We start from the raw sequence: 24,187 nt of genomic DNA on the forward strand, positions 1-24,187 counted from the left end.
TCGGCGCTTCTAGGCTTTGGCCAAATCGAGAAAGTGCCGCCCTGCGCGATCTTCGGTCTCGACGATCCAGGCGTCGGGATCGAAACGGAGTTCCTTGGCGAGACGCTCCTCCACCGATTGCTCGGGCACCGGCTGCGGCGAGGCCGGCGCGAACAGCCGCTCGGCTGGACGACTCTCGTCATAGACGGTCTGCGGCGCAGGCGCATACAGCATGGCGTTGCCGTCGAGCAGCGCCACCTTGACGAACACCGCCCCCGCCTCCTCTGCCCCGCGCTTGCGCACGGCGCCAAAAATTCCCTCGTTCTGGCAGCGGCGCAGGTATGCGGCCACCCAGATGCTTGATTTCAATCGCATGGGATCGACGATAGGCCAGCGACCGGGCGGATGCTAGTCGATCGGATGCCCGATCATCGCCGTGAGCTCCTTCACCAGGCGATCGGACATCTGGCCGGTCACCGGCAGTTTGCGGTCGCGCTCGAATTTCGAGATCGCGGCCTGGGTGTCCGCACCGACCGCGCCGGTCGGTTTCAACTGGCCGTAGCCATATTGCGTCAGTGCGCGCTGCACTGCCGCGACGCGGCGCGCGCCGGCGCTTTGCCCATTCGTCGGAATCGGCGCCGGCGGTCGCACCACATTGGAAGGGGCCGCGGCGGGCGCGCCGGTCGACTTGACCACCAGATTGGCCATCGGATCGGCGCTCTTGGAATCGTTGTTCCTGGACTCGGCGCTCCTGGTCTCGACGTGTTTGGGATCGGCACCCCTCACCTCGACCGGCCTGATTTCCGGCGGATCAGAATCGACCGGCCTTGTTATTTCGACCGGGCGCGGGCGCGGCAGCGGACTTACGACGGCAGCTTGCGGCGCCGGCAGCGTCACGACTGAGCCGAACATCGGCGAGGGATGGCGGCCGGCCTGCAGGAACAGCGCATTGGCGACAATGGCGCAGATTGCGGCAGCCGCGAGCAGGCCCGCGATCATGTCTTTCGGACTGTGCAGGAGAATGCGCATCACGAGGCCGCGCTCTTGCTCCGCTTCGATCGCAACCGCTTTCGCGCCGCGACGGCGGCGGCGCGGCATCTCGTCATCGTCGTCAATACGCCTAGGCACGTTTCTTCACCTGATGGACTTCATCCTGAGATTCCGGATCCTGAGATTCGGGTCGCTCCGCCGGTTTCAGCGTCGCGACGTTGTTCGAAGTGGTCAGCGAAGGCGCAAAGTCAAGCGGCAAGGTAACAGCCACCGTGGTACCCTCGCCGACCCTGCTCTGCACGTTCATCTCGCCGTTGTGCAATCCAACCAGACCCTTGACGATCGACAGGCCGAGGCCGGTGCCTTCGTGCTTGCGCTGATAGGTCTTGCCGGCCTGGAAGAACGGATCGCCGATCCGCGCGAGATCCTCGGCAGCGATACCGACCCCGGTATCGGTGACGCTCAGCATCAGCCGCGATCCCTCGACCGCAGCGGAAACCGTCACGCTGCCGCCGCGCTCGGTGAACTTGATGGCGTTGGTGATGAGGTTCAGCGCGATCTGCTTGAACGCGCGGGGATCGCCGTTCATCACGGGCAAGTCCTCTGCTGCGCGGGTGATCAGGTCGACACCATTGTCGCGCGCCTTCAGCGCCAGCAAATTGCAACAATGCAGCAGTGCCGCGCGCGGCGCAAACGGCTCCGGCGAAATTTCGAAATTGCCGGTTTCCATCTTGGACATGTCGAGGATGCCGTTGACGACCGACAACAGATGCTGGCCGGAATCGTTGATCAACTGCGCATATTCCCTGCGGCGCGCGGCGTCGAGCATCATCGCCTCTTCGTGCACGATCATCTCGGAGAAGCCGATGATGGCGTTCAGCGGGGTGCGCAGTTCGTGGCTCATGGTAGCCAGGAACCGCGTCTTGGAGGCATCCGCCTGCTCGGCGGCGGTGCGCGCCATTTCAAGAGCCTGCTCCTGGATCTTGCGGTCGGTGACGTCGCGCATCACGGCGACGACATCGGCCTCGGGCGAAACCTGCTCGAGCGGTCGGCAACGCATCTCTACCCAGATGAAATCGGCGGAAGCGTTCTGGCCGCGGACCGCGTCGCGGCGCAGGCGGAATTCGACGCTGCGCTGCTCGCTGCCGCGCGCGGCATCCGACAGGGCCGTGAGATAGGCCGGACGATCGGCGACATGGACGCGGTCGAACAGTCCATGGCCGGTGAGCCGGGCGCCGGGCGCGCCGAGCATGGCTTCCGCCGCCGGCGAAATGAACTCCACGGCGCCGCTGCGGTTGTGACGCGAAATCACGTCGCTCATGTTTCGCGCCAGCAAGCGATAGCGGTCTTCCTCGAGATAAAGCAGCGACACTGAAGTGCGCGCCAGCGATTCCGCGCTAACGGCCAGTCCCGCCGCATAGAGCGTTGCCGAAGCAACGCCAGCACCCATCAGGACGCCGTGCAGCGCCGCGTTCGACTCCGCCATCGGTAGCAGGTGAAAATGCCCGAGCGCGATCAGCAAGGCGACGCATGACAGCGCAAGCGCAGAGGCAAACACGACCACGCGGCGCGAGGCCGACAGCGCCGCTTCCAGGGGAACGACGATGAGCCAGACCGCGGCGAACGATTCGATACCGCCGGTGGTCACGGCCACCATCATGACAAGGCCCGCCAGCGCCAGCGCGGACAGGATATGCGCGCTCTCGTAGCGGCCGGTGCGCGAGAGGAACCAGGACAACAGGATGGGTGCGATCAGCCAGGCGAAGGCCGCGACCTCGAGCGCCGTGGGCGCCCCGCGCATCGCCAGATAGACCGGAAAGGCCGCAAGCGCCACCAGGCTGCCGAGCAGCCGCGGCGCCATGAAAGCACGATGACGCGCACTCGTCAGCGCATCATATCGTGCCGAGGGATGCAGCAGCGCATCGAGACAATCGCGGATGATACTCAAAACAGTCACGGCTCTCGCGCTTCGGCTTGTTCGTCAGACAGACGCACCGGAACGCCCCCTTATCTTTGCGTCACCGTGTCAGAGTGAGCTTAAGCGAACGCTAAGGCCCGGCGCATGGCCGACCAACAATGCGCATCCGCGGAGGTTTGACGTCTCACGCGACGGTCATTCGACCCGGATGGTGAACGACAGGTTTCCAGCGCGATCGATCTATGGTTTCGAAATGGTGGATGCGCGAACGGCGCGAATTTCGCGCGGCGGTGATCGTCAATCGAAAATTTACGCCGAATCGAATCGTTGCGGTTTTCAGAAAATTTTCGGCGATTTTACCTCAATGCAAACACTTGCGATTTATCGAGGGCTGTTAGTCAGAAACAAAGCCAGCGGACTTAACCGCAACACAACCATAAGAGACGACCGGGGTCGCGAGATGTTTTTTCTGCTTCGCATGGCATTCTGGCTCGGGCTCGTGCTCGTGCTGTTGCCCAGAGAAAAGACGCCTGAATCGGACAAGGTGCCGCAGATCGGCGCGTCCGAGGCCGTATCGGCTGCGACCGCCGCCGTCTCCGACATGGGCCAGTTCTGCAAGCGCCAGCCGGCGGCCTGCGAGGTCGGTGGCCAGGCCGCCACCGCGCTCGGCCAGCGCGCCCAGGAGGGCGCCCGCCAATTGTACAAGATCATCACCGACAAGAAGCCCGAGCCGCCCGCCGTCCCCGACAAGAAGCCCGACCATACCAGCTCGATCGGCACCGCCGGCGACGCCGAGGCCGTGACCGCGGCCGCCTCGCCCACGGAAGCGCTGACGGAGGACGACATGGCGATCGAATGGCGGCTGCCGCGGACGCCGTTGGCTTCAAAATAAGGCCACGGAACCGGTTCCGTTTCCGTCGCTTTCGTGCGGTCGGCATCCTATATAAGGCGTACTGAAACGGACGCGGGCCAAGATGACGATCGACGAAATCAGGGACAATTTCGAACTGCTTGACGAGTGGGACGACCGCTACCGGTACGTCATCGAACTCGGCCGCACGCTCGACCCGATGCCGGAGGCCGAGCATTCCGCCGAGAACAAGGTCAATGGCTGCGTCAGCCAGGTCTGGCTTTCCAGGCAGATCGATCGCAGCGGCAACGGCGAACCGCGGCTGAAATATCTGGGCGACAGCGACGCTCACATCGTGCGCGGCCTGATCGCGATCCTGCTCACGCTCTATTCCGGCCGCACGCCGCAGCACATCCTTTCAACCGATGCGCTCGCGGTATTCGACGAATTCGGATTTCGCGAGCACCTGACGCCGCAGCGTTCCAACGGCCTACGCTCCATGGTCGAGCGCATCCGCTCCGACGCGCGTGAGGCGCTTGCCGCGGCCTCGTAGACACCGTCGCATTGACCGGGCTTACTTCCGCTTCCGCGCCTGCTGGCCAAGTCCCATCTTCTTGGCGAGTTGCGAACGCGCCACCGCGTAGTTAGGCGCCACCATGGGATAATCCGGCGGCAGCCCCCATTTGTCGCGGTATTGCTCCGGCGTCATGTTGTACTGCGTGCGCAGATGGCGCTTCAGCGACTTGAAGCGCTTGCCGTCCTCCAGACAGACCAGATATTCCGGCGTCATCGACTTCTTCACCGACACGGCCGGCTTGGCTGGCTCTAGCGGGGTCTCGGGCCGGCCGCTCGACACCCGCATCAGCGCGGCGTGGACCTGGCTGATCAGGTTCGGGATTTCCGAGGCCTGGGTCGGATTATTGCTGAGATAGGCCGATACGATATTGGCGGTCAGTTCGACGGGCGTCTTGCCTGCGGGATCGGTCATGGCTCAACCTTCTGGGATCACGATGCATCTGTACGGTTCGGACAGTATCCAACCGCGCCTATACATCGGCGGCATCCTGTACAACTTGGCGTATAAGAACGAAGTGCCGGGAAATTGACAAGAACGGCGCTGCTTTATTTCCAATAGTCGCCGTCCGGCAAGTATTGCCGGTTCAGGACCGCTGATCGAGATGCGCGCGCAGTTCGTCGATCGAGGCGAAGCGCATCATCCCCTCCGGCATCTGGGCCTCGATCGAACCGTCGGAGTAGAGGGAGTAGGCCATGCCATCGACGACACCGGACTTCAGCACGGTCACCGCCGGCTGATCCTCCGTGCGCGGCGGTCCACCATTGGCTTCCGCGGGTGCCGGGGGTGTGCGGCCGCCGCGGCGCTGCAGCGGGTGTTCGCTGGATTTTGCGCGTTCCGCTTTCGGCCAGGCATTCTCGAACGACGCCCGCGGCGGTTCGTCCGGCTCGACCGGCGGCACGGCGGGTGGATTGGAACGAAGGTCCGATGACAAAAGATCCGGCGGCAGCGGCTCACTGGCGCGCCCCTGCGCGCGCTCGCGCTCCCTTCGTGACGTCGATGAAAACAGCAAATTGCGCTTCGGTTTCGGAGCCGATGGTGGCGGTTCGGGGTGGGTCGGCTCCGGGATCGGGTGATCCCGCAGGACAGCCTCGTTCTGCCAAGGCGGCGGCGCCGCTGACGAGAAAGGCGGCGGTGCCGTTGGGGAGAACGGTCCGGGACCAGCGGGCAGTTCGGCGGCCGGGAAACCGCCGCCGAAGGGAGCGGAATCCCGCGTCGCGGCAGCAGGAAGCACCGGCCGCACCGCGGCCTCGCCGCGCGCTTCAGCCATACTAGCGCCGAGCCGCCGCGCAACGTTCTTCAGTTCCCGGACCGCTATCCAGAGCGCGAGCATGATCGCACCGGCGCAGACGCCTATCACGCCGGCGATGATGAGCGTGTTGCCGGTGCTGAATTCCTTGATCGGGATCCCGAAGCCGATCGCCAGCAGCCCCGCCAAAACGAGGCCGATCCCGGCGACCAACATAACAACCATCATAGAACTAACCCCTCAGCCGCGCCCGAAACGCTCGCAAGCCGCCCAACGCCACGATACCGTCATATTGTGCGCATCGCCACCCGCCAATTGCACACTGGGTTCCGCATGGCGTTGTTCGGTTACAGGAATCCTGGACGCAGGTGTTTCGTGCCATTCAGGTGCCGTTCACTCCGGCGCCCGTAACTTTACCGCCTACCAATTACTGCCCTTTTGTTGCATTGCATCAGGGATTTACGCCACAATTCCCAATTACTTGGTAATGGAACTGCGCTATATGGGTACCCGGGGAATGAGGCTCAAGAATATCCAAGCTGGGCCATAGGGGACTCTAGGTTACCAATCGCCATGTCATCCATTACAACTTCTGCTCTCGATACGCCTGCGCGGCGCTCGATGGAGCGGACCTGTGATGACCTCGCCATCTTCGCGTTGGCCGTTGTCACGCTCGTTGCTGGCCTGACCTTCCGCGACTATGGGCTGGGCTGGGACGACTACACGCACGCCGAATATGCCGATCTGCTGCTGCGGATGTACGGTTCCGGCTTCAAGGACACCGGCGCGCTGTCGTTCGCCAATCTCTACATGTATGGCGGTGGCTTCGACATGGCGGCCGCCCTGCTGCACAAGGTCATTCCGCTCGAATTGTTCGAAACGCGCCGCCTGCTCGGCGCCGTCGTCGGCCTGATCGGCCTTGCCGTGACCTGGCGGCTGGCGCGGCGTGTCGGCGGCCCGCTTGCCGGGCTCGCGACGCTGCTGCTGCTGGCGCTGTGCCCGACCTTCTACGGACACATGTTCATGAACCCGAAGGACGCGCCGTTTGCCGTCTCGATGGTGATCCTGATCCTGGGTCTGGTGCGCCTCGCCGAGGAGTATCCTGCGCCCTCACCGCGTACCATCCTGATCATAGGCCTCGGCGCCGGTCTCTCGATCGGCTGCCGGATTCTCGGTGGGCTGGCGGTAGTCTATGCAATGGTGGGCTTCGTCCCGCTGTTGATCGAGGACGTTCGCAAGCAAGGCCCGCGCGAGGCGATACGCCGCTTCGCCCATGTCGTGTACGTCCTGGTCCCGGGGCTCGTGTTCGGATACCTGATCATGGGCCTAGTGTGGCCATGGTCGATCATGGAGCCCGGCCATCCGTTCCAGGCGCTGACCTATTTCTCGCATTTCTTCGAAAAGCCCTGGAAGGAAATGTTCGACGGCGCGCTGGTCTCGGTGCCCGACATGCCGTGGTCGTATCTGCCGACGCTGTTCGCGCTGCAGCTTCCCGAGATATTGCTCGCGCTTCTGATTGGCGGGGTCGTCGGCACTTTCACGTCGCTGTCGCGCGCTGACGTAGCCGCCCGCCGCAAGACCATCCTGTTGATGCTGACGCTGGCGGCGACACTGCCGCTGGTGATCGCGATGGTAAAGCGGCCGGCGCTCTACAACGGCATCCGGCATTTCATCTTCGTCGTCCCGCCGATGACGGTGCTTGCGGGCGTCGCGTTCGCCTGGGGAATGAAATGGCTGAAGCAAAATCGCCGCAGTTGGCAACCCGCCGCGCTTGCGGTGTTCTCGTTCGGTCTGCTGCTGCCACTCAGCGAGATGATCCGCCTGCACCCTTATGAATACACCCATTTCAATCACATTGCCGGCACGGTTCGCGGCGCCGACAAGATGTTTATGCTGGATTATTGGGGGCTGGCGCTGAAGCAGGCTTCCGACGGTCTGCGCGAGGAGCTGGTCGAACGGCAGGAATTTCCTCCACTGGGACGCAAGTGGAAGGTCGCGGTGTGCGGCCCGCAGCGTCCGGCGCAGGTGGCGCTCGGCCCGGACTTCACGATCGGCTGGGACAGCCAGTCGGCCGACTTCGCGATGACGCTGGGCGAGTTCTACTGCAAGGGCCTCACTGCGCCGGTCATGGTGGAAATCAAGCGCGACGACGTCGTGTTCGCGCGCGTCTACGACATCCGCGGCCGCGCCATCTCGACGCTGTTGGCTATTCCGGCGCCCTGATCCCGCATAACAGCCGCGCCCGGCCGCGCCTTGCTGCTGAGCTGGCGCAGGGCTACGCTCGCTCTCGAAAATCAACAATTCTCGAGCGTGCGAAAGGTTATGGCGGCGTGACCGTACTGGTGACCGGCAGTTCCGGCCATCTCGGCGAGGCGCTGATGCGTACGCTACAGGCGCAGCGGCGCAAGGCCGTCGGTATTGACGTTCTGCCCGGCGTGTTTACACATCACGTAGGCTCGATCACTGACCGCGCTTTCGTGCGCCGTTGCATGAAGGGCGTGACGACCGTGCTGCACGCCGCGACGCTGCACAAGCCGCATGTGGCGACCCACAGCCGCCAGGAATTTATCGACGTCAACATCACCGGCACGCTCTGTTTGCTCGAAGAAGCCACCGCAGCCGGCGTCACGACGCTCGTCTACACCAGCACCACAAGCGTCTTCGGCGAGGCGCTGGTGCCACCGCCGGGCGAGCCGGCGGCCTGGATCACCGAAGACGTCGCGGCCGTGCCGAAAAATATCTATGGCGTCACCAAGGCTGCCGCGGAGGATCTGTGCCAGCTCTTTGCGCGCAATCACGCGCTTCGCAACATCGTGCTGCGTACCTCGCGTTTCTTCCCTGAAGAGGATGACAATCGCGCGACACGCGAGGCCTACACCGACGCCAACATCAAGACCAACGAGTTCCTCTATCGGCGCGTCGATATTGAAGACGTGGTCAGCGCGCATCTGATGGCGGCCGACCGCGCGCCATCGGTCGGTTTCGCCAAATACATCATCAGCGCCACCACGCCATTCTCACGGAACGACACGGCGGAACTGCGCAGCGACGCGCCGCGTGTGGTCCGCCGTTACGTGCCGGAGTTTGAGGCCGAATTTGCGCGGCGCGGCTGGACGATGATTCCAGGCATCGATCGCGTCTACGTCAACGACCGCGCACGAGCCGAACTCGGCTGGCAACCGCGCCACGATTTCCGCGCGCTGATTGCGCGGCTGCGGGCCGGCGAGGATATCCGCAGTTCACTCGCGCGCGAGGTCGGCAGCAAGGGCTATCACGACCGCGTCTTTCGCGAGGGACCCTACCCGGTAGAGTGAGCGCGGCGAGAGTATCCGGTGGACAAGCCGCGCGGATCCGCTAAACTGCCTGTCACACACCCTCTACACGTCTCGGAATCAAACGCCGTCCAATCCCGGGCGGCGTTTTTATTTGATCCACTGTCGTAGGATGGGTAGAGCGCAGCGAAAACCATCACGTCGCCTCATCAAGACCTTTCGCCGAAATTCCCAGCCGCAATATCACCTGCCCAATCCTCGGGGTAAATTCCAAGCCTTACCATCCGATGAAACGACGAATGCGGCCAATCCCTGACTCGAGTTACAAAGCCGTGCTTTACCGGATTGATATGGATGTAGTCGATGTGACTCGCCAAATCGTCCTCATCGCGAATCGTATGTTCCCAATAGCGCCGTTGCCAGATGCCGCGTTCGCCCTTGGCGGCCCGGCTGCGTGAGACAGCCTCGCCGGGCGGGATATTGCGTGAGAACGTCGACTTGATCAGCCGCCAACGCGTCGAAAAATCCCGATCACCATCGGGCAGCGTCCAGACCGCATGCAGATGATCTGGCAGAACGACCACCGCATCTATCGTGAACGGATGACGCTGGCGGATCTCACGAAATGCAGAGCGGAGGGCTTCGACGTATTCCGTCAGCAGCCTCAACCGCCGGTCGGCAAAATTGACTGTAAAGAAGAAACAACCACCGGGGATGAAATTGCGACGGTAGCTGGTCATCTTCACTTGCCCATGCGGCGAGGTGATGGGTTTCGCTTCGCTCTACCCATCCTACGCGGCTACTTCCTCCGCGAACGCGCCCAGGATCCGCGCCCAGGAGCGGATGCCCTTGTGGTAGCTCTTGAGGTCGTACTTCTCGTTCGGCGAATGGATGTTGTCGTCGTCTAGGCCGAAGCCGACCAGCACGGTGTCGAGGCCAAGCGTGCGCTTGAAATCGGCTACGATCGGGATCGAGGCGCCGGAGCCGATCAGGAGCGCTTCCTTGCCCCACTCGTCCGTCAGCGCGCGCTTGGCAGCCGCCAGCGGTTTCATGTTCCAGTCGAGCGCAATCGCCGGCGCGTTGGAATGGTCGGTGAACTCGGCCTTGCAATCGGCGGGCAGGCGCGCCCGGACATAGTCGCGGAAGGCTTTTCGGATCTTTTCCGGGTCTTGTCCCTCTACCAGCCGGAACGAAACTTTCGCGGAAGCTTCCGCCGGGATTACCGTTTTGGAGCCCTCGCCGGTGTAGCCGCCGATGATGCCGTTGATGTCGCAGGTCGGGCGCGAGGAAACCTGCTCGATCAGCAGGCGATCTTTTTCACCGGCCGGAATGGAAAGGCCGATCGGCTTCAGGAATGACTCCGGCGTGAGGTTCAGGTTCTTCCACTGCGCCAGGATGTCCGGCGGCAGGTCTTTTACGCCATCGTAGAATCCCGGAATGGTGATGTGGCCGTTCTCGTCATGCAGGCCGCCGAGAATGTTGGTCAGCACCCGGATCGGGTTGCGCGCGCCGCCGCCGAAAATGCCGGAATGCAGGTCGCGATTGGCCGCCTTGATCTTGACCTCGTCATAGACCAGCCCGCGCAGCGAAGTCGTGATCGCCGGCGTGTTCTGATCCCACATGCCGGTGTCGCAGACCAGCGCGAAGTCGGCCTTCAGATCAGCCTTGTTCGCTTCCAGGAACGGCACGAAGTTTTTCGATCCGATTTCCTCCTCGCCCTCGATGATGATGGTGATGTCGACCGGCAGCGCCCCCGTGACCTTCTTCCAGGCGCGGCAGGCCTCGACAAAAGTCATCAACTGGCCCTTGTCGTCCTCCGCGCCACGCGCGACGATGATCTTGCGGCCGTCAGCATGGTCGGTGACAACTGGCTCGAACGGTGGCCGGTGCCACAGATTCAGCGGATCGACCGGCTGCACATCGTAATGTCCATAGAACAGAACGTGCGGCCGGCCGTCGCTGCTGCCATTGAGCTTGGCAACGATCGCGGGATGCCCCGCCGTCGGCCTCACCTCGGCCTTGAAGCCGAGTGTCGCGATATCCTTCGCCAGATGATCGGCGGCCGCCTTGCAATCACCGGCAAAAGCCGGATCGGCCGAGATCGACTTGATCCGCAACAGCGCGAACAGCCGCTCGAGACTGTTGTCGAAATCGGCGTCGATGTGATCGAGGACCGGCTGGATCTTGGCGTTGGACATGGCTTGTTATCCCTGGCTGTGAGCCTTGTTGTTAGCGTCAAGTTGTAGCTTGCCCGTGGCCTGAGGCAAGGCAACGTCTTCGGCAGGCGGACGCAATATGTGCCAGACCAGCCCCGCCGCGAGCAGGATGGTGGCGGCGAGATTGTTGCCATAGGCCTGCAGATCAACCGGGAACAGCGGCAGCGACAGGCACAGCATCCCGCCAGCGACGGCGAGCAACGTCCAGGTCCCGGTTTTGACCGCCGGACGCGGATCGTAAGCGGCGCGGTGGACCAAAACAGTGATCGGGAAGAACAGCCACAGGAAGTAGTATTGCCGGGCCAGCGGCGAAGCGATCGTGATCAGGCAAAACAGGATGCCGATCTCTTCGGCATCCGAGCGTTCCGTGCGGCACGAGGCCTGCGGCATGACAGCGAGATAGCCGAGCCCGATCGCGAGCGAGATCGCCACTACGATCCAGTTCGCCGTCCTGAAATCGACGTCGATGATGTTCATCGTGCGCACGGGTTTGGCCGGATTGTCCTGGTTGTAGTTGACCGGCCGCGTCAGCCGGTGTGTCACCGCGATGATCGACTGGTTGACCCACGACCAGTTCTGCGCGTCGCGCTGCCCGAACCCCTTCTCCGAACTCGAACCCACCATGCCCTGGTACCAGGTCCTCAGTTCCGTGAAATTGTGCTGGAAGCCGCGAAACGGCGCCGGCAGCACGAACAGAAACAGGCCGATGAAAACCAGCATGCTCGCGGCTGCCGCCCACTGTCTTCGCCACACCAGATAAGGCAACACCGCGACCGGAAACACCTTGATCGCGGTAGCGAGCGCAAACATGCTTCCTGCCATCCAGCCGCGGTGATCGCGCAGCAGCCAGAACCCGTAGAGCATCAGCGCCAGCAGCACGAGATTGGGCTGGCCGAGGTCGAACATGTCGAACACGAAGGTGACGGTGACGAACCCGGGCAGTGCTTCCAGCCATGGCCCGGGCTTCTTCCCCGATCCCGCCATCGCGTGCGATAATTGCGCCGTCATCCACCATGCGACGATGTTGAGAAACGACAGGATGAGATAAAGCGGGATCTTGCCGAACCAGCTCGGGATCGCCAGCAGCACCGCCGACAGCGGCGGATAGATGAATTCGAAATTGGTGGCGGGGTCGTCAGGGTAGAGATTCTTGCCCTGCAGCACCTGCTGCCCCGCCCAGAACCAGAGCGGATAGTCCTTGGTCTTGCCGTTGCCCCAGATTTCCGGGACCAGCACGTCGGCCGTCAGCGCGACGCAACATACCAGAAACAGGATATCGAGCGGCCTTCGTAGCGACGGATATCTCAGCACACGCTCGTTCCGGATTCAGAGGAGATTACGTCGCAGCTCTTCACGCGAACCGACTACCACCTTCGCTCAAAAACTCCTATCGGCGCAGCAAGCCGCCGAGCGCGCCGCGCACCAGCGCGCGACCAACTGAACCGCCGAGCGATCCGCCGACCGACTTGCCGAGATCGGCGACGATGCCACCGACGACCTTATTGGTGACCGAACGGGTGACGTCTCGAGCGATGACTTGACCAGTCGTCAGCCTGCCGCGCCTGACGTTGGTGCCGAAGATCGTGCCGACGATCGAGCCGATCTGGCCGAGAATGCCGCCACCGCCACCAGCCCCATCCTGCCCTTCCGCAGGCGCCGCCGTCGTAGCCACCCGCTTCTGCAGCATCTCGTAGGCGGATTCGGCGTCGACCGCGGTGTCGTATTTGCCTTTGACCGGGCTCTTGCCCATGATCGCCGTGCGCTCTTCCGGCGTGATCGGCCCGATCCGCGCCGTCGGCGGCCGGATCATGACGCGTTCGACCATGGTCGGCGTGCCGCCGCCTTCGAGGAACGACACCAGCGCCTCGCCTTTGCCGAGTTCCATGATGACGCGAGCGGTGTCGAGCTTGGGGTTCGGCCGGAAGGTCTGCGCCGCCGCGTTCACCGCCTTCTGGTCGCGCGGCGTGAAGGCGCGCAACGCGTGCTGCACGCGGTTGCCTAACTGTGCCAGCACCTTGTCCGGCACGTCGATCGGATTTTGCGTGACGAAATAGACGCCGACGCCCTTGGAGCGGATTAGGCGGACCACCTGCTCGATCTTGTCGAGCAATGCCTTCGGCGCATCGTTGAACAACAGATGCGCCTCATCGAAGAAGAAGACCAGTTTCGGCTTCGGCAGGTCGCCGGCTTCCGGCAGCTCTTCGAACAGCTCCGACAGCATCCACAGCAGGAAGGTCGCGTAGAGCCTCGGGTTCTGCATCAGCTTGTCAGCGACCAGAATATTGACCATTCCCCGGCCGTCGCTGTCGGTCTTCATGAAGTCTTTCAGCAAAAGCGCCGGCTCCCCGAAAAATTTCGTTCCGCCCTGGTTTTCCAGCACCAGAAGCTGACGCTGAATTGTCCCGATCGTTGCCTTGCTGACATTGCCGAAGCTCTGCGCGGCCTTTCGGATCTCCGCGTGTTCATCCTCCTCGGCATCCGGCCCCCTTTTACCGCCGGCGGGCGCGATCGCATCCAGCAGCGACCGCAGATCCTTCATGTCGAGCAGAGGTAATCCGTTTTCATCCGCCACGCGGAATGCGACGTTGAGGACGCCTTCCTGCACGTCGTTCAGGTCGAGCATTCGCGATAGCAACAGCGGCCCCATTTCCGTAACCGTAGCGCGCACCGGATGGCCCTGCTCGCCGAATACGTCCCAGAACACCGTCGAGAACTGGTCGGGCTGGAATTTGAGGCCCATCTCGCCGGCGCGCTTAAGAATGAAGTCTTTTGCTTCACCGACTTCAGCAATTCCGGACAGATCGCCCTTGATATCGGCCGCGAACACGGGAACACCGGCGCGGGCAAAGCCCTCCGCCATCACCTGCAGCGACACGGTCTTGCCGGTGCCGGTCGCTCCGGTGACGAGGCCATGCCGATTGGCAAGCGCCAGCGTCAGCCAAGCCGTCTGTTCGCCCTTTCCGATGAAGATCTTCTCTTCGGTATCGGCCGTCTTGTTATCGGAAGTCACCATCGCATCGCCTCTTCGCGCGCCGGGGGATTTGGTTGGCGATCATATCGCATCCTGCCCGCCGATTGAAACCGTCGGCGGTAAATACGTGAGCATTCGCCCGCCTCTTCGTTCATGCTTCTCATGCTTTTTTCCAACCTTCGGCAGAAAAATCGAGAGCGCAGCGCAACAAGTCAGCGTAAATCCGGCCTTCACTCTTGCATTGCTGCAACACTCGCGACTCGATCTAGGTCTTCGCACGTGCGGATCGCTTGTATTTCAGATCGCAGGCGCTCAAGATAAATTTGCAAGTAGACGACCCGGTAAAGCCGGTTTGGGGACGGGGCAATATGGACGAACTGGTAGGGCGACTGGCCTCCAAGGCCGGTATCGATCGCGCTGTCGCTGAAAAAACCATCGGCATCGTTCTGGGTTTTCTCCGCAACGAGGGCCCCTCCGACAAGGTTCAGGCTCTGATCGACCAAATTCCGGGCGCCGAAGCTGCGATTGCGGCTTCCAGCAGCAATGGCGGCTTCGCGAAGCTGATGGGCGGAGGCTTGATGGCGGTTGGCACCAGGCTGATGGCGCTCGGTCTGGGCATGAGTGAAATTCAAAGCGTGGCGCGTGAACTTTTCAGGTTCGGTCGCGACAAAATCGGAGCAGATCAAATGGGCGAAATCATTTCAGGGACACCGGGCCTCAGCCAGTTTGCATAGCATCTTGGTGAACACATTCGGCCCGGGCACATTCTTTTTTCATCTGGTATCATGACTTATCCCCTTTCCGAGATCGACGGCTTGACCGCCTACTCTGCCTCGAAACTGAAATCGTTGGGCATTCGCACGACCGATGCGCTGCTGGAGGCCGCTCGCACCGTGAAAGGGCGCAAGTCGCTCGCAGCGAAGACCGGCATCAGCGAGCAGCAACTGCTGGAATGGGCCAATTTTTCCGACTACATGCGCATTCCCGGGATGGGCAAGGCCAAGGTGGGCCTGATGCGCGCCGCGGGCGTCACCACGGTACGCGAACTCGCCCATCGCAACCCGGCGCGACTCGCCCAGAACATGAAAGACGTGAACACGAAGTGCAAACTCGTCCGGGTTTTGCCCTCCGAACGATCAGTCGAGCAACTGATCGAGCAAGCGCGCAAGCTGCCGCCCAAAATCAGCTATTGAAGATCAGCGACTGAACCGCCAGACCAGCCCCGCGGTGCCGGCCCTCACGCCTTGACTCGGCAGCGCGGACCGCGCAAAGCGACCGCATGATGGCAGCCAAGCCCAGACCTCCCGCTGCGTCCGGTCCGGCCGGTCAATCGGTGCTGCCTGCGCTGCTGTCCAGACCCTATCCGGCGGTGATGGGCGTACTGAATTTGACGCCGGATTCGTTCTCGGACGGCGGTCAATTCGCCACCCCGGAGCGGGCGCTGGCTCAAGCCCGGCGGATGATCGCCGAGGGTGCCGACATCATCGACATTGGCGCGGAATCGACCCGGCCCTACGGATCGGAACCGATCTCGGCGGAAGAGGAATTGAAGCGCCTGCAGCCGATACTATCCGATGTCGTCGCGCTCGGCATTCCCGTGTCGATCGACAGCATGAAGTCGGCCGTCGTCGCCTGGGCGCTCGATCAGGGTGCGACAATCGCCAACGATGTCTGGGGGCTGCAGCGCGATTCCGGCATGGCCGGGCTGATCGCGGAGCGTGGTGCGCCCGTCATCGTGATGCATAACCGCGAGCGGGCCGATCCTGCTGTAGACATCATGCAGGATATCGCCGCTTTCTTTGCGCGCTCTCTCGACATCGCCGCGAAGGCGGGAATTTCATCCGACAAGATCGTGCTCGACCCCGGCATCGGCTTCGGCAAGACGCCCGAGCAGAGCATGACCGCGCTGGCGCGGCTCGGCGAGTTGCAGTCGCTCGGCCTTCCAGTATTGGTCGGCGCATCGCGCAAGCGTTTCATCAGCACGGTGACGCCGTCGGAACCGCATCAACGCCTCGGCGGCTCGATTGCCGCGCATCTGCTGGCGGCCCAAAACGGGGCGCGGATCATCCGGGCGCATGACGTCGCCGAAACCGTACAGGCGCTGCGGGTGGCTGCGGCAATCAGGGAACGGCAATGAGCGATACGATTTTCATCACCGGCGTCGTCATCCATGCCCGCCACGGCGTGATGGAGCACGAGACCAAAGTCGGGCAGCGGTTCGTGATCGATATCGAACTCTCCGTCGACCTGTCAGAATCCTCGCACTCTGATCGCCTGTCCGACACAGTGTCTTATGCCAGCGTGGTCGAGACCGCTACCGCCGCGTTCACGAACACCAACTACAAGCTTTTGGAGCGTGCGGCCGGCGCCGTTTCCGACGCGATTTTCGCGGCGTTCCCACGCGCCCATGCGCTCAAGGTCACCGTGCACAAGCCGCATGCGCCGATCGCCGAGATCTTCGAGGATGTCGGCGTGGTACTCGTGCGCAAACGGCAATCGCCCTGACATGGCCGATGTGCTGATCGCGCTCGGCGGCAATGTCGGCGATGTCCGCGCGACGTTCAAAAAGGCCATCTCCAGTATTTGCGGCATGACCCAGGCAGCGCTGCTCGCGCGTTCCTCTGACTACATCACCCCGCCCTGGGGCGAGGAACACCAGGCGCCCTTCATCAACGCCTGCATCGAGATCGAAACCAGCCTCGATCCGCATGCGCTGCTCTTCACGCTGCACAAGATCGAGAAAAAGTTCGGCCGCGACCGCGCTCATGAGACACGCTGGGGTCCACGCACCCTCGACCTCGACCTGATCGCCTATGATGACGTCAGCCTCGACAGGCCGGAACTGACGCTGCCGCACCCGCGGGTTTTCGAGCGCGCCTTTGTGCTGGTGCCGCTGGTCGAGATCGTTCCCGACCGTGTCATTGCGGGACGCCGCGTGCGGGATGCGCTGGCACAATTGTCGACCGAGGGGATTGAGCGGTTACCCGACCTCGATTGAGCCCGAAAGACCCAAAACAACCGTTTGGCTTGGCGGCCGCCCCGTGGCAATTTCCGGCCAAATCAAGAGACGACCAGGGAATAATGGGCCGGATGACCGATAACGATGAGCTGACATTGGCCGCGGAGTTTCCGGCGGCGACCTACGAGGACTGGCGCAAGCTGGTCGACGGGGTGCTGAAAGGCGCACCGTTCGAGAAACTGGTCAGCAAGACGTCCGACGGGTTGAAAATCGATCCGATCTATCGCCGCGCGAAAGGCGCCGCGCCGGTCGCCGGTCGTGCCGCCGCCGTGCCCTGGCAGGTTATGCAGCAGATCGATCATCCCGACGCCAAAGCGGCCAACGCGCAGGCGCTGCACGATCTCGAAAACGGCGCCACCGGGCTGATACTGGTGTTCGCTGGCGCCAATGCCGCCCACGGGTTTGGATTGGACCCTTCGGCCGAAGCCGTCGAAGCGGTTCTCGACGGCATCTATCTCGACGCCGGCATCGGCATCGAGCTGCAGATCGGCCCGCAGTCGCGCATGGCGGCCATTCACGTCGCCGAATACATCAAACGCAAAGGACTTAATCCCGCGGCCTGCGATATCCGTTTCGGTCTCGACCCGCTGGGATCCTGTGCGGTGTCGGGCTCCAGTCCCCATAGCTGGGACGAAATCGTGCCCGCGGTTACCAGTGCGATCCAGGGCCTCACCGCCATGGGCTTTAAGGGTCCGTTCGCAGCGGCCGATGGACGGGTGATCCACGATGCCGGAGGATCGGAAGCGCAGGAGCTTGCATTCGTGCTCGCCTCCGGCGTCGCTTACCTGCGCGCGATCGAACAGGCCGGGATTACGCTCGAAGATGCGCAGGGCATGGTCTATGCACGGCTTGCCGCCGATGCCGATCAGTTTCTGACGCTGGCAAAATTCCGCGCGCTGCGGCTGTTGTGGGCGCGGATCGAGCAGGCCTGTGGCCTGACGCCCAAACCGCTGTTCATCGCCGCCGATACCGCCTGGCGCATGCTGACGCAGCGCGACCCTTATGTGAACATGCTGCGCGCGACGATGGCGACCTTCTCCGCCGGCCTCGGCGGCGCCAACGCCATCACCGTATTGCCGCACACGCTGGCGCTTGGGCTGCCTGATCCGTTCGCGCGGCGTGTCGCGCGCAACACGCAACTGGTGCTTTTGGAAGAATCCAATCTCGCCAAGGTGAGCGATCCGGCAGCGGGCTCCGGCGGCATCGAAACGCTGACGAGGCAGCTCTGCGAAGCTGCATGGTCGCTGTTCCAGGAAATCGAGAAGGCTGGTGGCATGTTCGCCGGCCTCGAACAAAACGTCAACCAGCGCAAGGTCGCCGCAACCCGCGCGGCGCGCGAGGCCAATATTGCCAAGCGCAGGGACGTGCTGACCGGCGCCAGCGAATTTCCGAACCTGCATGAGGACGAAATCGCTGTGCTGGAAGCTGCGCCGATCGTGCTGCCGCCGTATGGCGAGGCGAAGTACAAGTTCGATCCGCTCACGCCGATGCGGCTGGCCGCGCCGTTCGAGGCCCTGCGCGATAAATCGGACGAAAAGCTCAAGGCATCGGGCGCGCGGCCGAAAATCTTTCTCGCCAACCTCGGCACACCAGCCGCTTTCACGGCACGTGCGACCTTTGCCAAGAGCTTCTTCGAGACCGGCGGCATCGAGCCGATCGACACGCAAGGTTTTACGGATCCCGCGGCACTCGCTGCCGCATTCACGGCGTCCGGCGCGGCAATCGCCTGCCTGTGCTCATCCGACAAGGTCTATGCGGAACACGCGGCACCCGCCGCCAAGGCCCTTCAAGCGGCCGGCGCCAAGCATATCTATCTGGCAGGGCGGCCCGGCACACAGGAGGCCGCGCTGCGTTCCGCCGGCGTCGGCGATTTCATCTTTGCCGGCGGGGATGCGCTGGCGATGCTGCAAGCGGCCTGGCAGCGGATGGAGCGAGCATGATGGAAACCAACCACAAGACGGTCCTGACCGGCGGCTGCCAGTGCGGCGCCATCCGCTTTGCCGTGTCGAAAGTGCCGCCCAAGGTCAGCATCTGCCATTGCCGGATGTGCCAGAAGGCATCGGGCGCACCCTTCGCCTCCCTCGCCGATATCGAGCACGAGCATTTCACCTGGACCCGCGGTAAGCCGGCGTCGTTCCAATCTTCTTCGATCGCGGAGCGCGATTTCTGCTCCTCCTGCGGCACGCCGCTGACCTACCGGTTGATCGGCGGCCCCCGGATCGAGATCATGACCGGCACGTTCGACCGCCCAGACCTCGTCGTGCCAACCCGGCAATATGGCACCGAATCCCGGCTCGGCTGGGTGGTCGGCATCGCCAACCTGCCGAGCCAGACCACGCAGCAGAATTACGGCCCGGAGAAGATGGCGACCATCGTCAGCCACCAGCATCCGGACCATGATTAGGGGTGGCGATCTCGGCCAGCCAGATATGGTATAATGGGTAACATGAGCCGCATACCGAACTTTGCGAATATCGCCTTTGAACCCACCGCGCCCGCGCAGCCCGCCGGCAGTGCCGAGCCGTGGCTGACGCCTGAGGGCATCCCCGTAAAGCCCACCTACAGCGAGGCCGATCTCGAAGGCATCGATTTCCTGGAGACCTGGCCGGGCAGCGCGCCCTACCTCCGCGGCCCCTACCCGACGATGTATGTCAACCAGCCCTGGACGATCAGGCAGTATGCCGGCTTCTCCACGGCGGAGGATTCCAACGCGTTCTATCGCCGTAACCTCGCCGCCGGGCAGAAGGGTCTTTCGGTCGCGTTCGACCTCGCTACCCACCGCGGCTACGATTCCGATCATCCGCGCGTCTCCGGCGACGTCGGCATGGCCGGCGTGGCGATCGATTCCATCTACGACATGCGCACGCTGTTTGCGGGCATTCCGCTCGACCAGATGAGCGTGTCGATGACCATGAATGGCGCGGTGCTGCCGATCCTCGCGCTGTTCGTGGCGGCTGCCGAGGAACAGGGCGTTCCGCCGGAAAAATTGTCAGGCACCATTCAGAACGACATTCTGAAAGAGTTCATGGTGCGCAACACCTACATCTATCCGCCGGGGCCCTCGATGCGGATCATCTCGGACATTTTTGCGTACACGTCGCAAAAGATGCCGAAGTACAATTCGATCTCGATCTCCGGCTATCACATGCAGGAAGCCGGAGCTACGCAGGATCTCGAACTGGCCTACACGCTGGCCGACGGCGTCGAATATCTGCGCGCCGGGCTTGCGGCGGGTCTCGACGTCGACCGCTTCGCGCCGCGGCTGTCGTTCTTCTGGGCGATCGGCATGAACTTCTTCATGGAAGTCGCCAAGATGCGCGCCGCGCGGCTGCTCTGGGCAAAATTGTTGAAGCAGTTCGACCCCAAGGACCCGCGCTCGCTGTCGCTGCGCACGCATTGCCAGACTTCCGGCTGGTCGCTGACCGCGCAGGACGTCTTCAACAATGTGATGCGCACCACCATCGAGGCGATGGCGGCGACCCAAGGCCACACGCAGTCGCTGCACACCAACGCGCTCGACGAGGCGCTGGCGCTGCCGACGGATTTTTCAGCCCGCATCGCCCGCAACACGCAACTGTTCCTGCAGCAGGAGAGCGGCACCAACCGCATCATCGATCCCTGGGGCGGCTCCTATTACGTCGAGCGGCTAACGCGGGATCTCGCGGTGAAAGCCTGGGGCCATATCCAGGAGGTCGAGGCGCTCGGCGGCATGGCGAAGGCGATCGAGGCCGGTGTGCCGAAGCTGCGTATCGAGGAGGCCTCCGCCAAGACGCAGGCGCGGATCGATGCCGGCAAGCAGGCCGTGATCGGCGTCAACAAGTACAAGCCGGTCAACGAAGCGCCGATCGACGTGCTCAAGGTGGAAAACTCCACCGTGCGGCGGCTGCAGATCGACAAGCTGAAGCGGCTGCGCACTGAGCGTGACCAGAAGGAAGTCGACCAGGCGCTGGCGGCGCTGACGCGCAGCGCCGGCGAAGGCAATGGCAATCTGCTCGCGCTCGCCATCGACGCGGCGCGGGCGAAAGCCACCGTCGGCGAAATTTCGGACGCGATGGAAAAAGTGTTCGGGCGTCACCGCGCCGAGATCAAGTCCATCACCGGCGTCTACAAGCGGGAGGCGTCCGCCATGTCCAACCGGGTCGAAAAAGTGCAGGCGCTGATCGATGCGTTCGAGACTGCCGAGGGCCGCCGGCCTCGCATCCTCGTCGCCAAGATCGGCCAGGACGGCCACGACCGCGGCCAGAAGGTGATTGCGTCCGCCTTTGCCGATGTCGGCTTCGACGTCGATATCGGGCCGCTGTTTGCTACCGCCGACGAGGCAGCGCGGCAGGCAGTGGAGAACGACGTCCACATCCTCGGCGTCTCCTCGCTGGCGGCGGCCCATCTAACCGCCGTACCGGAACTGAAGGCCGCGCTGAAAAAGCACGGCCGCGAGGACATCATGATCATCATCGGCGGCGTGGTCCCGCCGCAGGATTATGAGGCGCTGTATGCGGCCGGTGCCGAAGCGATCTTCCCGCCCGGCACCGTGATCTCGGACGCCGCCGAAGAGCTGATCCACAAGCTCAATGCCCGGCTCGGCCATAGCGAGGCGGCGGAGTAGCTCCCCCGCCAGCCCCTTTCACAGGATCGCCCTTGCGCAACTCTGTCTTCATTGCGGCCCAGAGAATGGGCTTTGCGGGTGCAATGGCGTGCACCGCGTCGCCGAGTGTTGCCCTCGCCGCCGAAACCAAGCCGGACTTCGCCATCAAGACCAAAACGGTTGAGGTCAGCGTCACACTCGATGCCAAGATCAAGGCTGACGCGCCGCTGGCCGCGGATTGTCTGGAAGGCAAGAAATGGGCTTCGGCGCGCCGCGCCGATGCCGACAAGGAACGCAAGCAGGATCCGGACCTGTTCCGCAACGCGTGGTCGTATGAACGGAAATACGACACGCGCTCGGTGGTCGATGGCCGCTATGTCAGCATCGTCAGGGCCGATTACGAATATACTGGCGGCGCGCACCCCAACAGCGCGTCCGACACCATCCTGTGGGACAAGTCAGCGGGCAAACGCATCAGCATCCGTCCGTTCTTCACCGAAACGGCTGACAACGGCCCGACGCTGAAAGCGATGCGGCAAGGCGTCATTGCCTCTCTCACGGCCGAGAAAAAGAAACGCGGCGCGGAAGGCACGGACGTCAGCGCCATCGAAAGCATCGAGCCAAAGCTTCTCAAGATCGGCCCGATCGCACTGGCGCCATCGACCGAGGAAGGCAAGAGCTCCGGCCTGAACTTTTACTACGCACCTTACGCGGTCGGCTCCTATGCCGAAGGCGAGTATGTCGCCTTCGTGCCCTGGGAGACGTTGAAGCCATATCTGACGCCGGAGGGCGCCAGGATTTTCGGCGGCGCGCGACCGAAGAAAGACGAAGACCGGCCGCAATGATTGATTATCAAGCAGCAAGGCGGGCGAGCGACCGTTCGAGCGAATGCGTCCAATCCGGAATCCATGACTGGAACAGCGCTTGCCAGCGATCGGCATCCTGCGGCGCGCTGTCGAGCTTCACCGACCATTCGATGAAGGTCCGGTTGCCCTCGACGACCGGAAGCAGGTGCATCGTTCCCTCATAGCGCGTCGGCCCGGTCGCGTCCGGCGCCAACCCGGCCGGAAACGGCAGCGGCTCGATGCCTGCATAGGTCAGCGAATGCGCTTGATCGGAGTGAGCGGCGAGTTGCTGCCTGATCCAGTTGCCGAGATAGCAGAAGCGTCTGACCGCGCCGATTTCGTCGCCGCCCTTGTCATCCTCGATCACGCTCTCACTGACCCCTTCGATATACGCCGGATAATTGTTGAAATCCCGGATCAGGGCCCACACGGTTTCCATGGGATGGTCCAGCACGGTGCTGTAATAGGCTGTCGTCATGGCTCTCTCTTCGTAAGCGATCGCGGCGCGATGACTGGGGCCGCAGATGGATACCTATTTCGGGTGGCCCGATCCCCGCCACCCGATTTCCGGATGTGGCGAGATGCCACCCGGCGCCGACCCCCATCATTCGCCAATGCCTTGCGACCCCAACACAAAGCCGCCTAGAATGTCTCATCACAAGAGCGCCCGGCATCACGGACGCCGCAGGGAGAACCATCAATGTCCAAAAAGATCACGCGCCGCGCCTTCGCGGCTTCATCCGTTGCTGCCGCGGCTGTCGCAGGCTTCGGTTTCAAGCCGGCTTTGGCGCAGTCCTATCCGGCCCGGCCGGTGACCGTGATCGTGCCCTGGGGTGCCGGCGGCGGCACCGACGCGACCGCCCGCATTGTCGCGGCGCTGTTGGAAAAGGACCTCGGCCAGCCGTTCAACGTGGTCAACCGCACCGGCGGCTCCGGTGTGGTCGGCCATTCCGCGATCGCGACCGCACAGCCCGACGGCTACACCATCGGCATGCTGACGGTGGAAATCTCGATGATGCACTGGCAGGGGCTCACTGAACTGGCGCCCAAGAGCTACACGCCGCTGGCGTTGATGAACGAGGATCCGCCCGGCATCCAGGTCAGTTCCACCTCGCCCTACAAGACCGTGAAGGAACTGGCGGATGCGATCAAGGCCGCCCCTGCCGGCAAGTTCAAGGCCTCCGGCACTGGCCAGGGCGGCATTTGGCATCTCGCACTGGTCGGCTGGATGCAGGCGATGGGACTTGCCCCCAATCACGTGGCCTGGGTGCCGTCGAACGGCGCCGCGCCCGCGATGCAGGATCTGGCTGCCGGCGGTCTCGACCTCACCACCTGCTCGGTGCCGGAAGCCCGCGCGATCATCGAGGCCGGCAAGGCGCGCAGCCTCGCCGTCATGGCTACAGCCCGCAATCCTGCATTCCCGGACGTGCCAACGCTGAAGGAAGCCATGGGCATCGACTATTCGACCGGCGCCTGGCGCGGCATTGCCGGCCCCAAGGGTCTGCCGGCCGACGTGGCGACGAAACTCACCGCGTCGCTGAAGAAGGTCTACGACTCCAAGGAGTTCAAGGACTTTATGAGCAATCGCGGCTTTGGAACGGTGTGGGGCGATGCGGCCCAGTTCGCCGCATTCATGGAGAAGGGCGACGCCCAGATGGGCGTGGCGATGAAGGCCGCCGGTCTCTCCAAGGCCTGATCTTGATCGGCTGACATCGCCCGATA

24 protein-coding genes are annotated in these 24,187 nt (G+C 63.1%); 14 read left to right on the top strand and 10 right to left on the bottom strand.

The genetic code is table 11. The features are described 5' to 3' along the window. Window positions 1-9 precede the first annotated feature (9 nt). From V1278_RS28175 to V1278_RS28185, 3 genes are read right to left on the bottom strand one after another with little or no spacing between them, the layout of a single operon-like run. Window positions 10-354: a DUF1491 family protein gene (locus V1278_RS28175; RefSeq protein WP_028348916.1), complete on the bottom strand. Its 345-nt coding sequence runs from the start codon at window positions 352-354 to the stop codon at window positions 10-12. A gap of 33 nt (window positions 355-387) precedes the next feature. Then, entirely contained in the window at window positions 388-1,107 is a 720-nt protein-coding gene (locus V1278_RS28180) for a peptidoglycan-binding domain-containing protein (protein ID WP_334382943.1), read from the bottom strand. Further along, window positions 1,100-2,926, bottom strand: coding sequence for an ATP-binding protein (locus V1278_RS28185; RefSeq protein WP_334382944.1), 1,827 nt, complete (start codon window positions 2,924-2,926; stop codon window positions 1,100-1,102). Before V1278_RS28185 ends, V1278_RS28180 begins: the two co-directional genes overlap by 8 nt. A gap of 421 nt (window positions 2,927-3,347) precedes the next feature. Here V1278_RS28185 and V1278_RS28190 point away from each other — a divergent pair, with 421 nt between their 5' ends. Beyond that, window positions 3,348-3,779 (top strand): DUF5330 domain-containing protein, encoded by a 432-nt coding sequence (locus tag V1278_RS28190; protein ID WP_028348921.1) that lies wholly within the window; start codon window positions 3,348-3,350, stop codon window positions 3,777-3,779. An 82-nt stretch (window positions 3,780-3,861) separates the two neighbouring features. Next, window positions 3,862-4,290: a SufE family protein gene (locus tag V1278_RS28195; RefSeq protein ID WP_028348922.1), complete on the top strand. Its 429-nt coding sequence runs from the start codon at window positions 3,862-3,864 to the stop codon at window positions 4,288-4,290. A gap of 21 nt (window positions 4,291-4,311) precedes the next feature. Here the strand turns inward: V1278_RS28195 and V1278_RS28200 are convergent, their stop codons facing one another. After that, the gene (locus V1278_RS28200; protein WP_065728006.1) at window positions 4,312-4,725 is read right to left on the bottom strand and encodes a MucR family transcriptional regulator; all 414 of its coding nucleotides are present in this window, start codon (window positions 4,723-4,725) and stop codon (window positions 4,312-4,314) included. 172 nt (window positions 4,726-4,897) lie between these two features. Continuing rightward, the gene (locus V1278_RS28205; RefSeq protein ID WP_334367904.1) at window positions 4,898-5,788 is read right to left on the bottom strand and encodes a DUF308 domain-containing protein; all 891 of its coding nucleotides are present in this window, start codon (window positions 5,786-5,788) and stop codon (window positions 4,898-4,900) included. A 345-nt stretch (window positions 5,789-6,133) separates the two neighbouring features. Between V1278_RS28205 and V1278_RS28210 the strand changes: the two genes are divergently transcribed. Together V1278_RS28210 and V1278_RS28215 are read left to right on the top strand one after the other, a co-directional pair. Continuing rightward, window positions 6,134-7,783, top strand: coding sequence for a glycosyltransferase family 39 protein (locus V1278_RS28210; RefSeq protein WP_334382945.1), 1,650 nt, complete (start codon window positions 6,134-6,136; stop codon window positions 7,781-7,783). A gap of 107 nt (window positions 7,784-7,890) precedes the next feature. After that, window positions 7,891-8,874, top strand: coding sequence for an NAD-dependent epimerase/dehydratase family protein (locus V1278_RS28215; protein WP_334382946.1), 984 nt, complete (start codon window positions 7,891-7,893; stop codon window positions 8,872-8,874). Between the two features lie 167 nt (window positions 8,875-9,041). Here the strand turns inward: V1278_RS28215 and V1278_RS28220 are convergent, their stop codons facing one another. The 4 genes from V1278_RS28220 to V1278_RS28235 all read right to left on the bottom strand — a co-directional run bounded on the left by V1278_RS28220 (window position 9,042) and on the right by V1278_RS28235 (window position 14,061). Next, the gene (locus tag V1278_RS28220; RefSeq protein WP_334382947.1) at window positions 9,042-9,572 is read right to left on the bottom strand and encodes an REP-associated tyrosine transposase; all 531 of its coding nucleotides are present in this window, start codon (window positions 9,570-9,572) and stop codon (window positions 9,042-9,044) included. A 51-nt stretch (window positions 9,573-9,623) separates the two neighbouring features. Continuing rightward, on the bottom strand, window positions 9,624-11,030 hold the full coding sequence (locus V1278_RS28225; protein ID WP_334382948.1) for a M20/M25/M40 family metallo-hydrolase: 1,407 nt from the start codon (window positions 11,028-11,030) through the stop codon (window positions 9,624-9,626). A 6-nt stretch (window positions 11,031-11,036) separates the two neighbouring features. After that, window positions 11,037-12,356 (bottom strand): glycosyltransferase family 87 protein, encoded by a 1,320-nt coding sequence (locus V1278_RS28230; protein ID WP_442893816.1) that lies wholly within the window; start codon window positions 12,354-12,356, stop codon window positions 11,037-11,039. Between the two features lie 79 nt (window positions 12,357-12,435). Continuing rightward, complete coding sequence (locus V1278_RS28235) at window positions 12,436-14,061, bottom strand: helicase HerA-like domain-containing protein (protein ID WP_334382950.1); 1,626 nt, start codon at window positions 14,059-14,061, stop codon at window positions 12,436-12,438. A 326-nt stretch (window positions 14,062-14,387) separates the two neighbouring features. On the opposite strand from V1278_RS28235, the gene V1278_RS28240 reads away from it, so the two are divergent. From V1278_RS28240 to V1278_RS28280, 9 genes are all read left to right on the top strand, one after another. Beyond that, window positions 14,388-14,753: a hypothetical protein gene (locus V1278_RS28240; RefSeq protein WP_065744201.1), complete on the top strand. Its 366-nt coding sequence runs from the start codon at window positions 14,388-14,390 to the stop codon at window positions 14,751-14,753. A gap of 51 nt (window positions 14,754-14,804) precedes the next feature. Continuing rightward, window positions 14,805-15,212, top strand: a complete 408-nt coding sequence (locus V1278_RS28245) for a DUF4332 domain-containing protein (protein WP_057848113.1) — start codon at window positions 14,805-14,807, stop codon at window positions 15,210-15,212. Between the two features lie 89 nt (window positions 15,213-15,301). Beyond that, the gene (folP, locus tag V1278_RS28250) at window positions 15,302-16,156 is read left to right on the top strand and encodes a dihydropteroate synthase (protein ID WP_442894409.1); all 855 of its coding nucleotides are present in this window, start codon (window positions 15,302-15,304) and stop codon (window positions 16,154-16,156) included. Beyond that, window positions 16,153-16,524, top strand: a complete 372-nt coding sequence (gene folB, locus V1278_RS28255; RefSeq protein ID WP_334367897.1) for a dihydroneopterin aldolase — start codon at window positions 16,153-16,155, stop codon at window positions 16,522-16,524. The genes folP and folB overlap by 4 nt, the downstream gene beginning before the upstream one ends. Before the next feature lies 1 nt (window position 16,525). Then, the gene (gene folK, locus V1278_RS28260) at window positions 16,526-17,017 is read left to right on the top strand and encodes a 2-amino-4-hydroxy-6-hydroxymethyldihydropteridine diphosphokinase (protein ID WP_334367896.1); all 492 of its coding nucleotides are present in this window, start codon (window positions 16,526-16,528) and stop codon (window positions 17,015-17,017) included. Window positions 17,018-17,109: 92 nt separating this feature from the next. Then, window positions 17,110-18,978 carry a methylmalonyl-CoA mutase family protein gene (locus tag V1278_RS28265; RefSeq protein ID WP_442893721.1) on the top strand — a complete coding sequence of 623 codons (1,869 nt, stop codon included), beginning with the start codon at window positions 17,110-17,112 and terminating at the stop codon, window positions 18,976-18,978. Then, on the top strand, window positions 18,978-19,442 hold the full coding sequence (locus V1278_RS28270; RefSeq protein ID WP_334384278.1) for a GFA family protein: 465 nt from the start codon (window positions 18,978-18,980) through the stop codon (window positions 19,440-19,442). Before V1278_RS28265 ends, V1278_RS28270 begins: the two co-directional genes overlap by 1 nt. 42 nt (window positions 19,443-19,484) lie before the next feature. Beyond that, window positions 19,485-21,641, top strand: a complete 2,157-nt coding sequence (gene scpA, locus V1278_RS28275) for a methylmalonyl-CoA mutase (RefSeq protein WP_334382953.1) — start codon at window positions 19,485-19,487, stop codon at window positions 21,639-21,641. A gap of 65 nt (window positions 21,642-21,706) precedes the next feature. Continuing rightward, a complete protein-coding gene (locus V1278_RS28280) occupies window positions 21,707-22,465 on the top strand; it encodes a DUF3298 and DUF4163 domain-containing protein (RefSeq protein ID WP_334384279.1) in 759 nt (252 codons plus the stop codon). A gap of 7 nt (window positions 22,466-22,472) precedes the next feature. On the opposite strand, the gene V1278_RS28285 is transcribed toward V1278_RS28280, so the two are convergent. Next, window positions 22,473-22,943, bottom strand: a complete 471-nt coding sequence (locus V1278_RS28285; protein WP_334367893.1) for an SRPBCC family protein — start codon at window positions 22,941-22,943, stop codon at window positions 22,473-22,475. Window positions 22,944-23,165: 222 nt separating this feature from the next. Here V1278_RS28285 and V1278_RS28290 point away from each other — a divergent pair, with 222 nt between their 5' ends. Then, window positions 23,166-24,161, top strand: coding sequence for a tripartite tricarboxylate transporter substrate binding protein (locus tag V1278_RS28290; protein WP_334382954.1), 996 nt, complete (start codon window positions 23,166-23,168; stop codon window positions 24,159-24,161). Window positions 24,162-24,187: the final 26 nt, after the last annotated feature.

Source organism: Bradyrhizobium sp. AZCC 1577 (assembly GCF_036924575.1).
Lineage (GTDB): Bacteria > Pseudomonadota > Alphaproteobacteria > Rhizobiales > Xanthobacteraceae > Bradyrhizobium.

Excerpts from the sequence above, each read along its gene's own strand:
- V1278_RS28175 (WP_028348916.1), bottom strand. The coding sequence starts at position 354 with ATGCGATTGAAATCAAGCATCTGGGTGGCCGCATACCTGCGCCGCTGC.
- V1278_RS28190 (WP_028348921.1), top strand. The coding sequence starts at position 3,348 with ATGTTTTTTCTGCTTCGCATGGCATTCTGGCTCGGGCTCGTGCTCGTG.
- V1278_RS28195 (WP_028348922.1), top strand. The coding sequence starts at position 3,862 with ATGACGATCGACGAAATCAGGGACAATTTCGAACTGCTTGACGAGTGG.
- V1278_RS28200 (WP_065728006.1), bottom strand. The coding sequence starts at position 4,725 with ATGACCGATCCCGCAGGCAAGACGCCCGTCGAACTGACCGCCAATATC.
- V1278_RS28205 (WP_334367904.1), bottom strand. The coding sequence starts at position 5,788 with ATGATGGTTGTTATGTTGGTCGCCGGGATCGGCCTCGTTTTGGCGGGG.
- V1278_RS28210 (WP_334382945.1), top strand. The coding sequence starts at position 6,134 with ATGTCATCCATTACAACTTCTGCTCTCGATACGCCTGCGCGGCGCTCG.
- V1278_RS28220 (WP_334382947.1), bottom strand. The coding sequence starts at position 9,572 with ATGACCAGCTACCGTCGCAATTTCATCCCCGGTGGTTGTTTCTTCTTT.
- V1278_RS28225 (WP_334382948.1), bottom strand. The coding sequence starts at position 11,030 with ATGTCCAACGCCAAGATCCAGCCGGTCCTCGATCACATCGACGCCGAT.
- V1278_RS28235 (WP_334382950.1), bottom strand. The coding sequence starts at position 14,061 with ATGGTGACTTCCGATAACAAGACGGCCGATACCGAAGAGAAGATCTTC.
- V1278_RS28240 (WP_065744201.1), top strand. The coding sequence starts at position 14,388 with ATGGACGAACTGGTAGGGCGACTGGCCTCCAAGGCCGGTATCGATCGC.
- V1278_RS28245 (WP_057848113.1), top strand. The coding sequence starts at position 14,805 with ATGACTTATCCCCTTTCCGAGATCGACGGCTTGACCGCCTACTCTGCC.
- folP (WP_442894409.1), top strand. The coding sequence starts at position 15,302 with ATGGCAGCCAAGCCCAGACCTCCCGCTGCGTCCGGTCCGGCCGGTCAA.
- folB (WP_334367897.1), top strand. The coding sequence starts at position 16,153 with ATGAGCGATACGATTTTCATCACCGGCGTCGTCATCCATGCCCGCCAC.
- folK (WP_334367896.1), top strand. The coding sequence starts at position 16,526 with ATGGCCGATGTGCTGATCGCGCTCGGCGGCAATGTCGGCGATGTCCGC.
- V1278_RS28265 (WP_442893721.1), top strand. The coding sequence starts at position 17,110 with ATGACCGATAACGATGAGCTGACATTGGCCGCGGAGTTTCCGGCGGCG.
- V1278_RS28270 (WP_334384278.1), top strand. The coding sequence starts at position 18,978 with ATGGAAACCAACCACAAGACGGTCCTGACCGGCGGCTGCCAGTGCGGC.
- scpA (WP_334382953.1), top strand. The coding sequence starts at position 19,485 with ATGAGCCGCATACCGAACTTTGCGAATATCGCCTTTGAACCCACCGCG.
- V1278_RS28280 (WP_334384279.1), top strand. The coding sequence starts at position 21,707 with ATGGGCTTTGCGGGTGCAATGGCGTGCACCGCGTCGCCGAGTGTTGCC.
- V1278_RS28285 (WP_334367893.1), bottom strand. The coding sequence starts at position 22,943 with ATGACGACAGCCTATTACAGCACCGTGCTGGACCATCCCATGGAAACC.
- V1278_RS28290 (WP_334382954.1), top strand. The coding sequence starts at position 23,166 with ATGTCCAAAAAGATCACGCGCCGCGCCTTCGCGGCTTCATCCGTTGCT.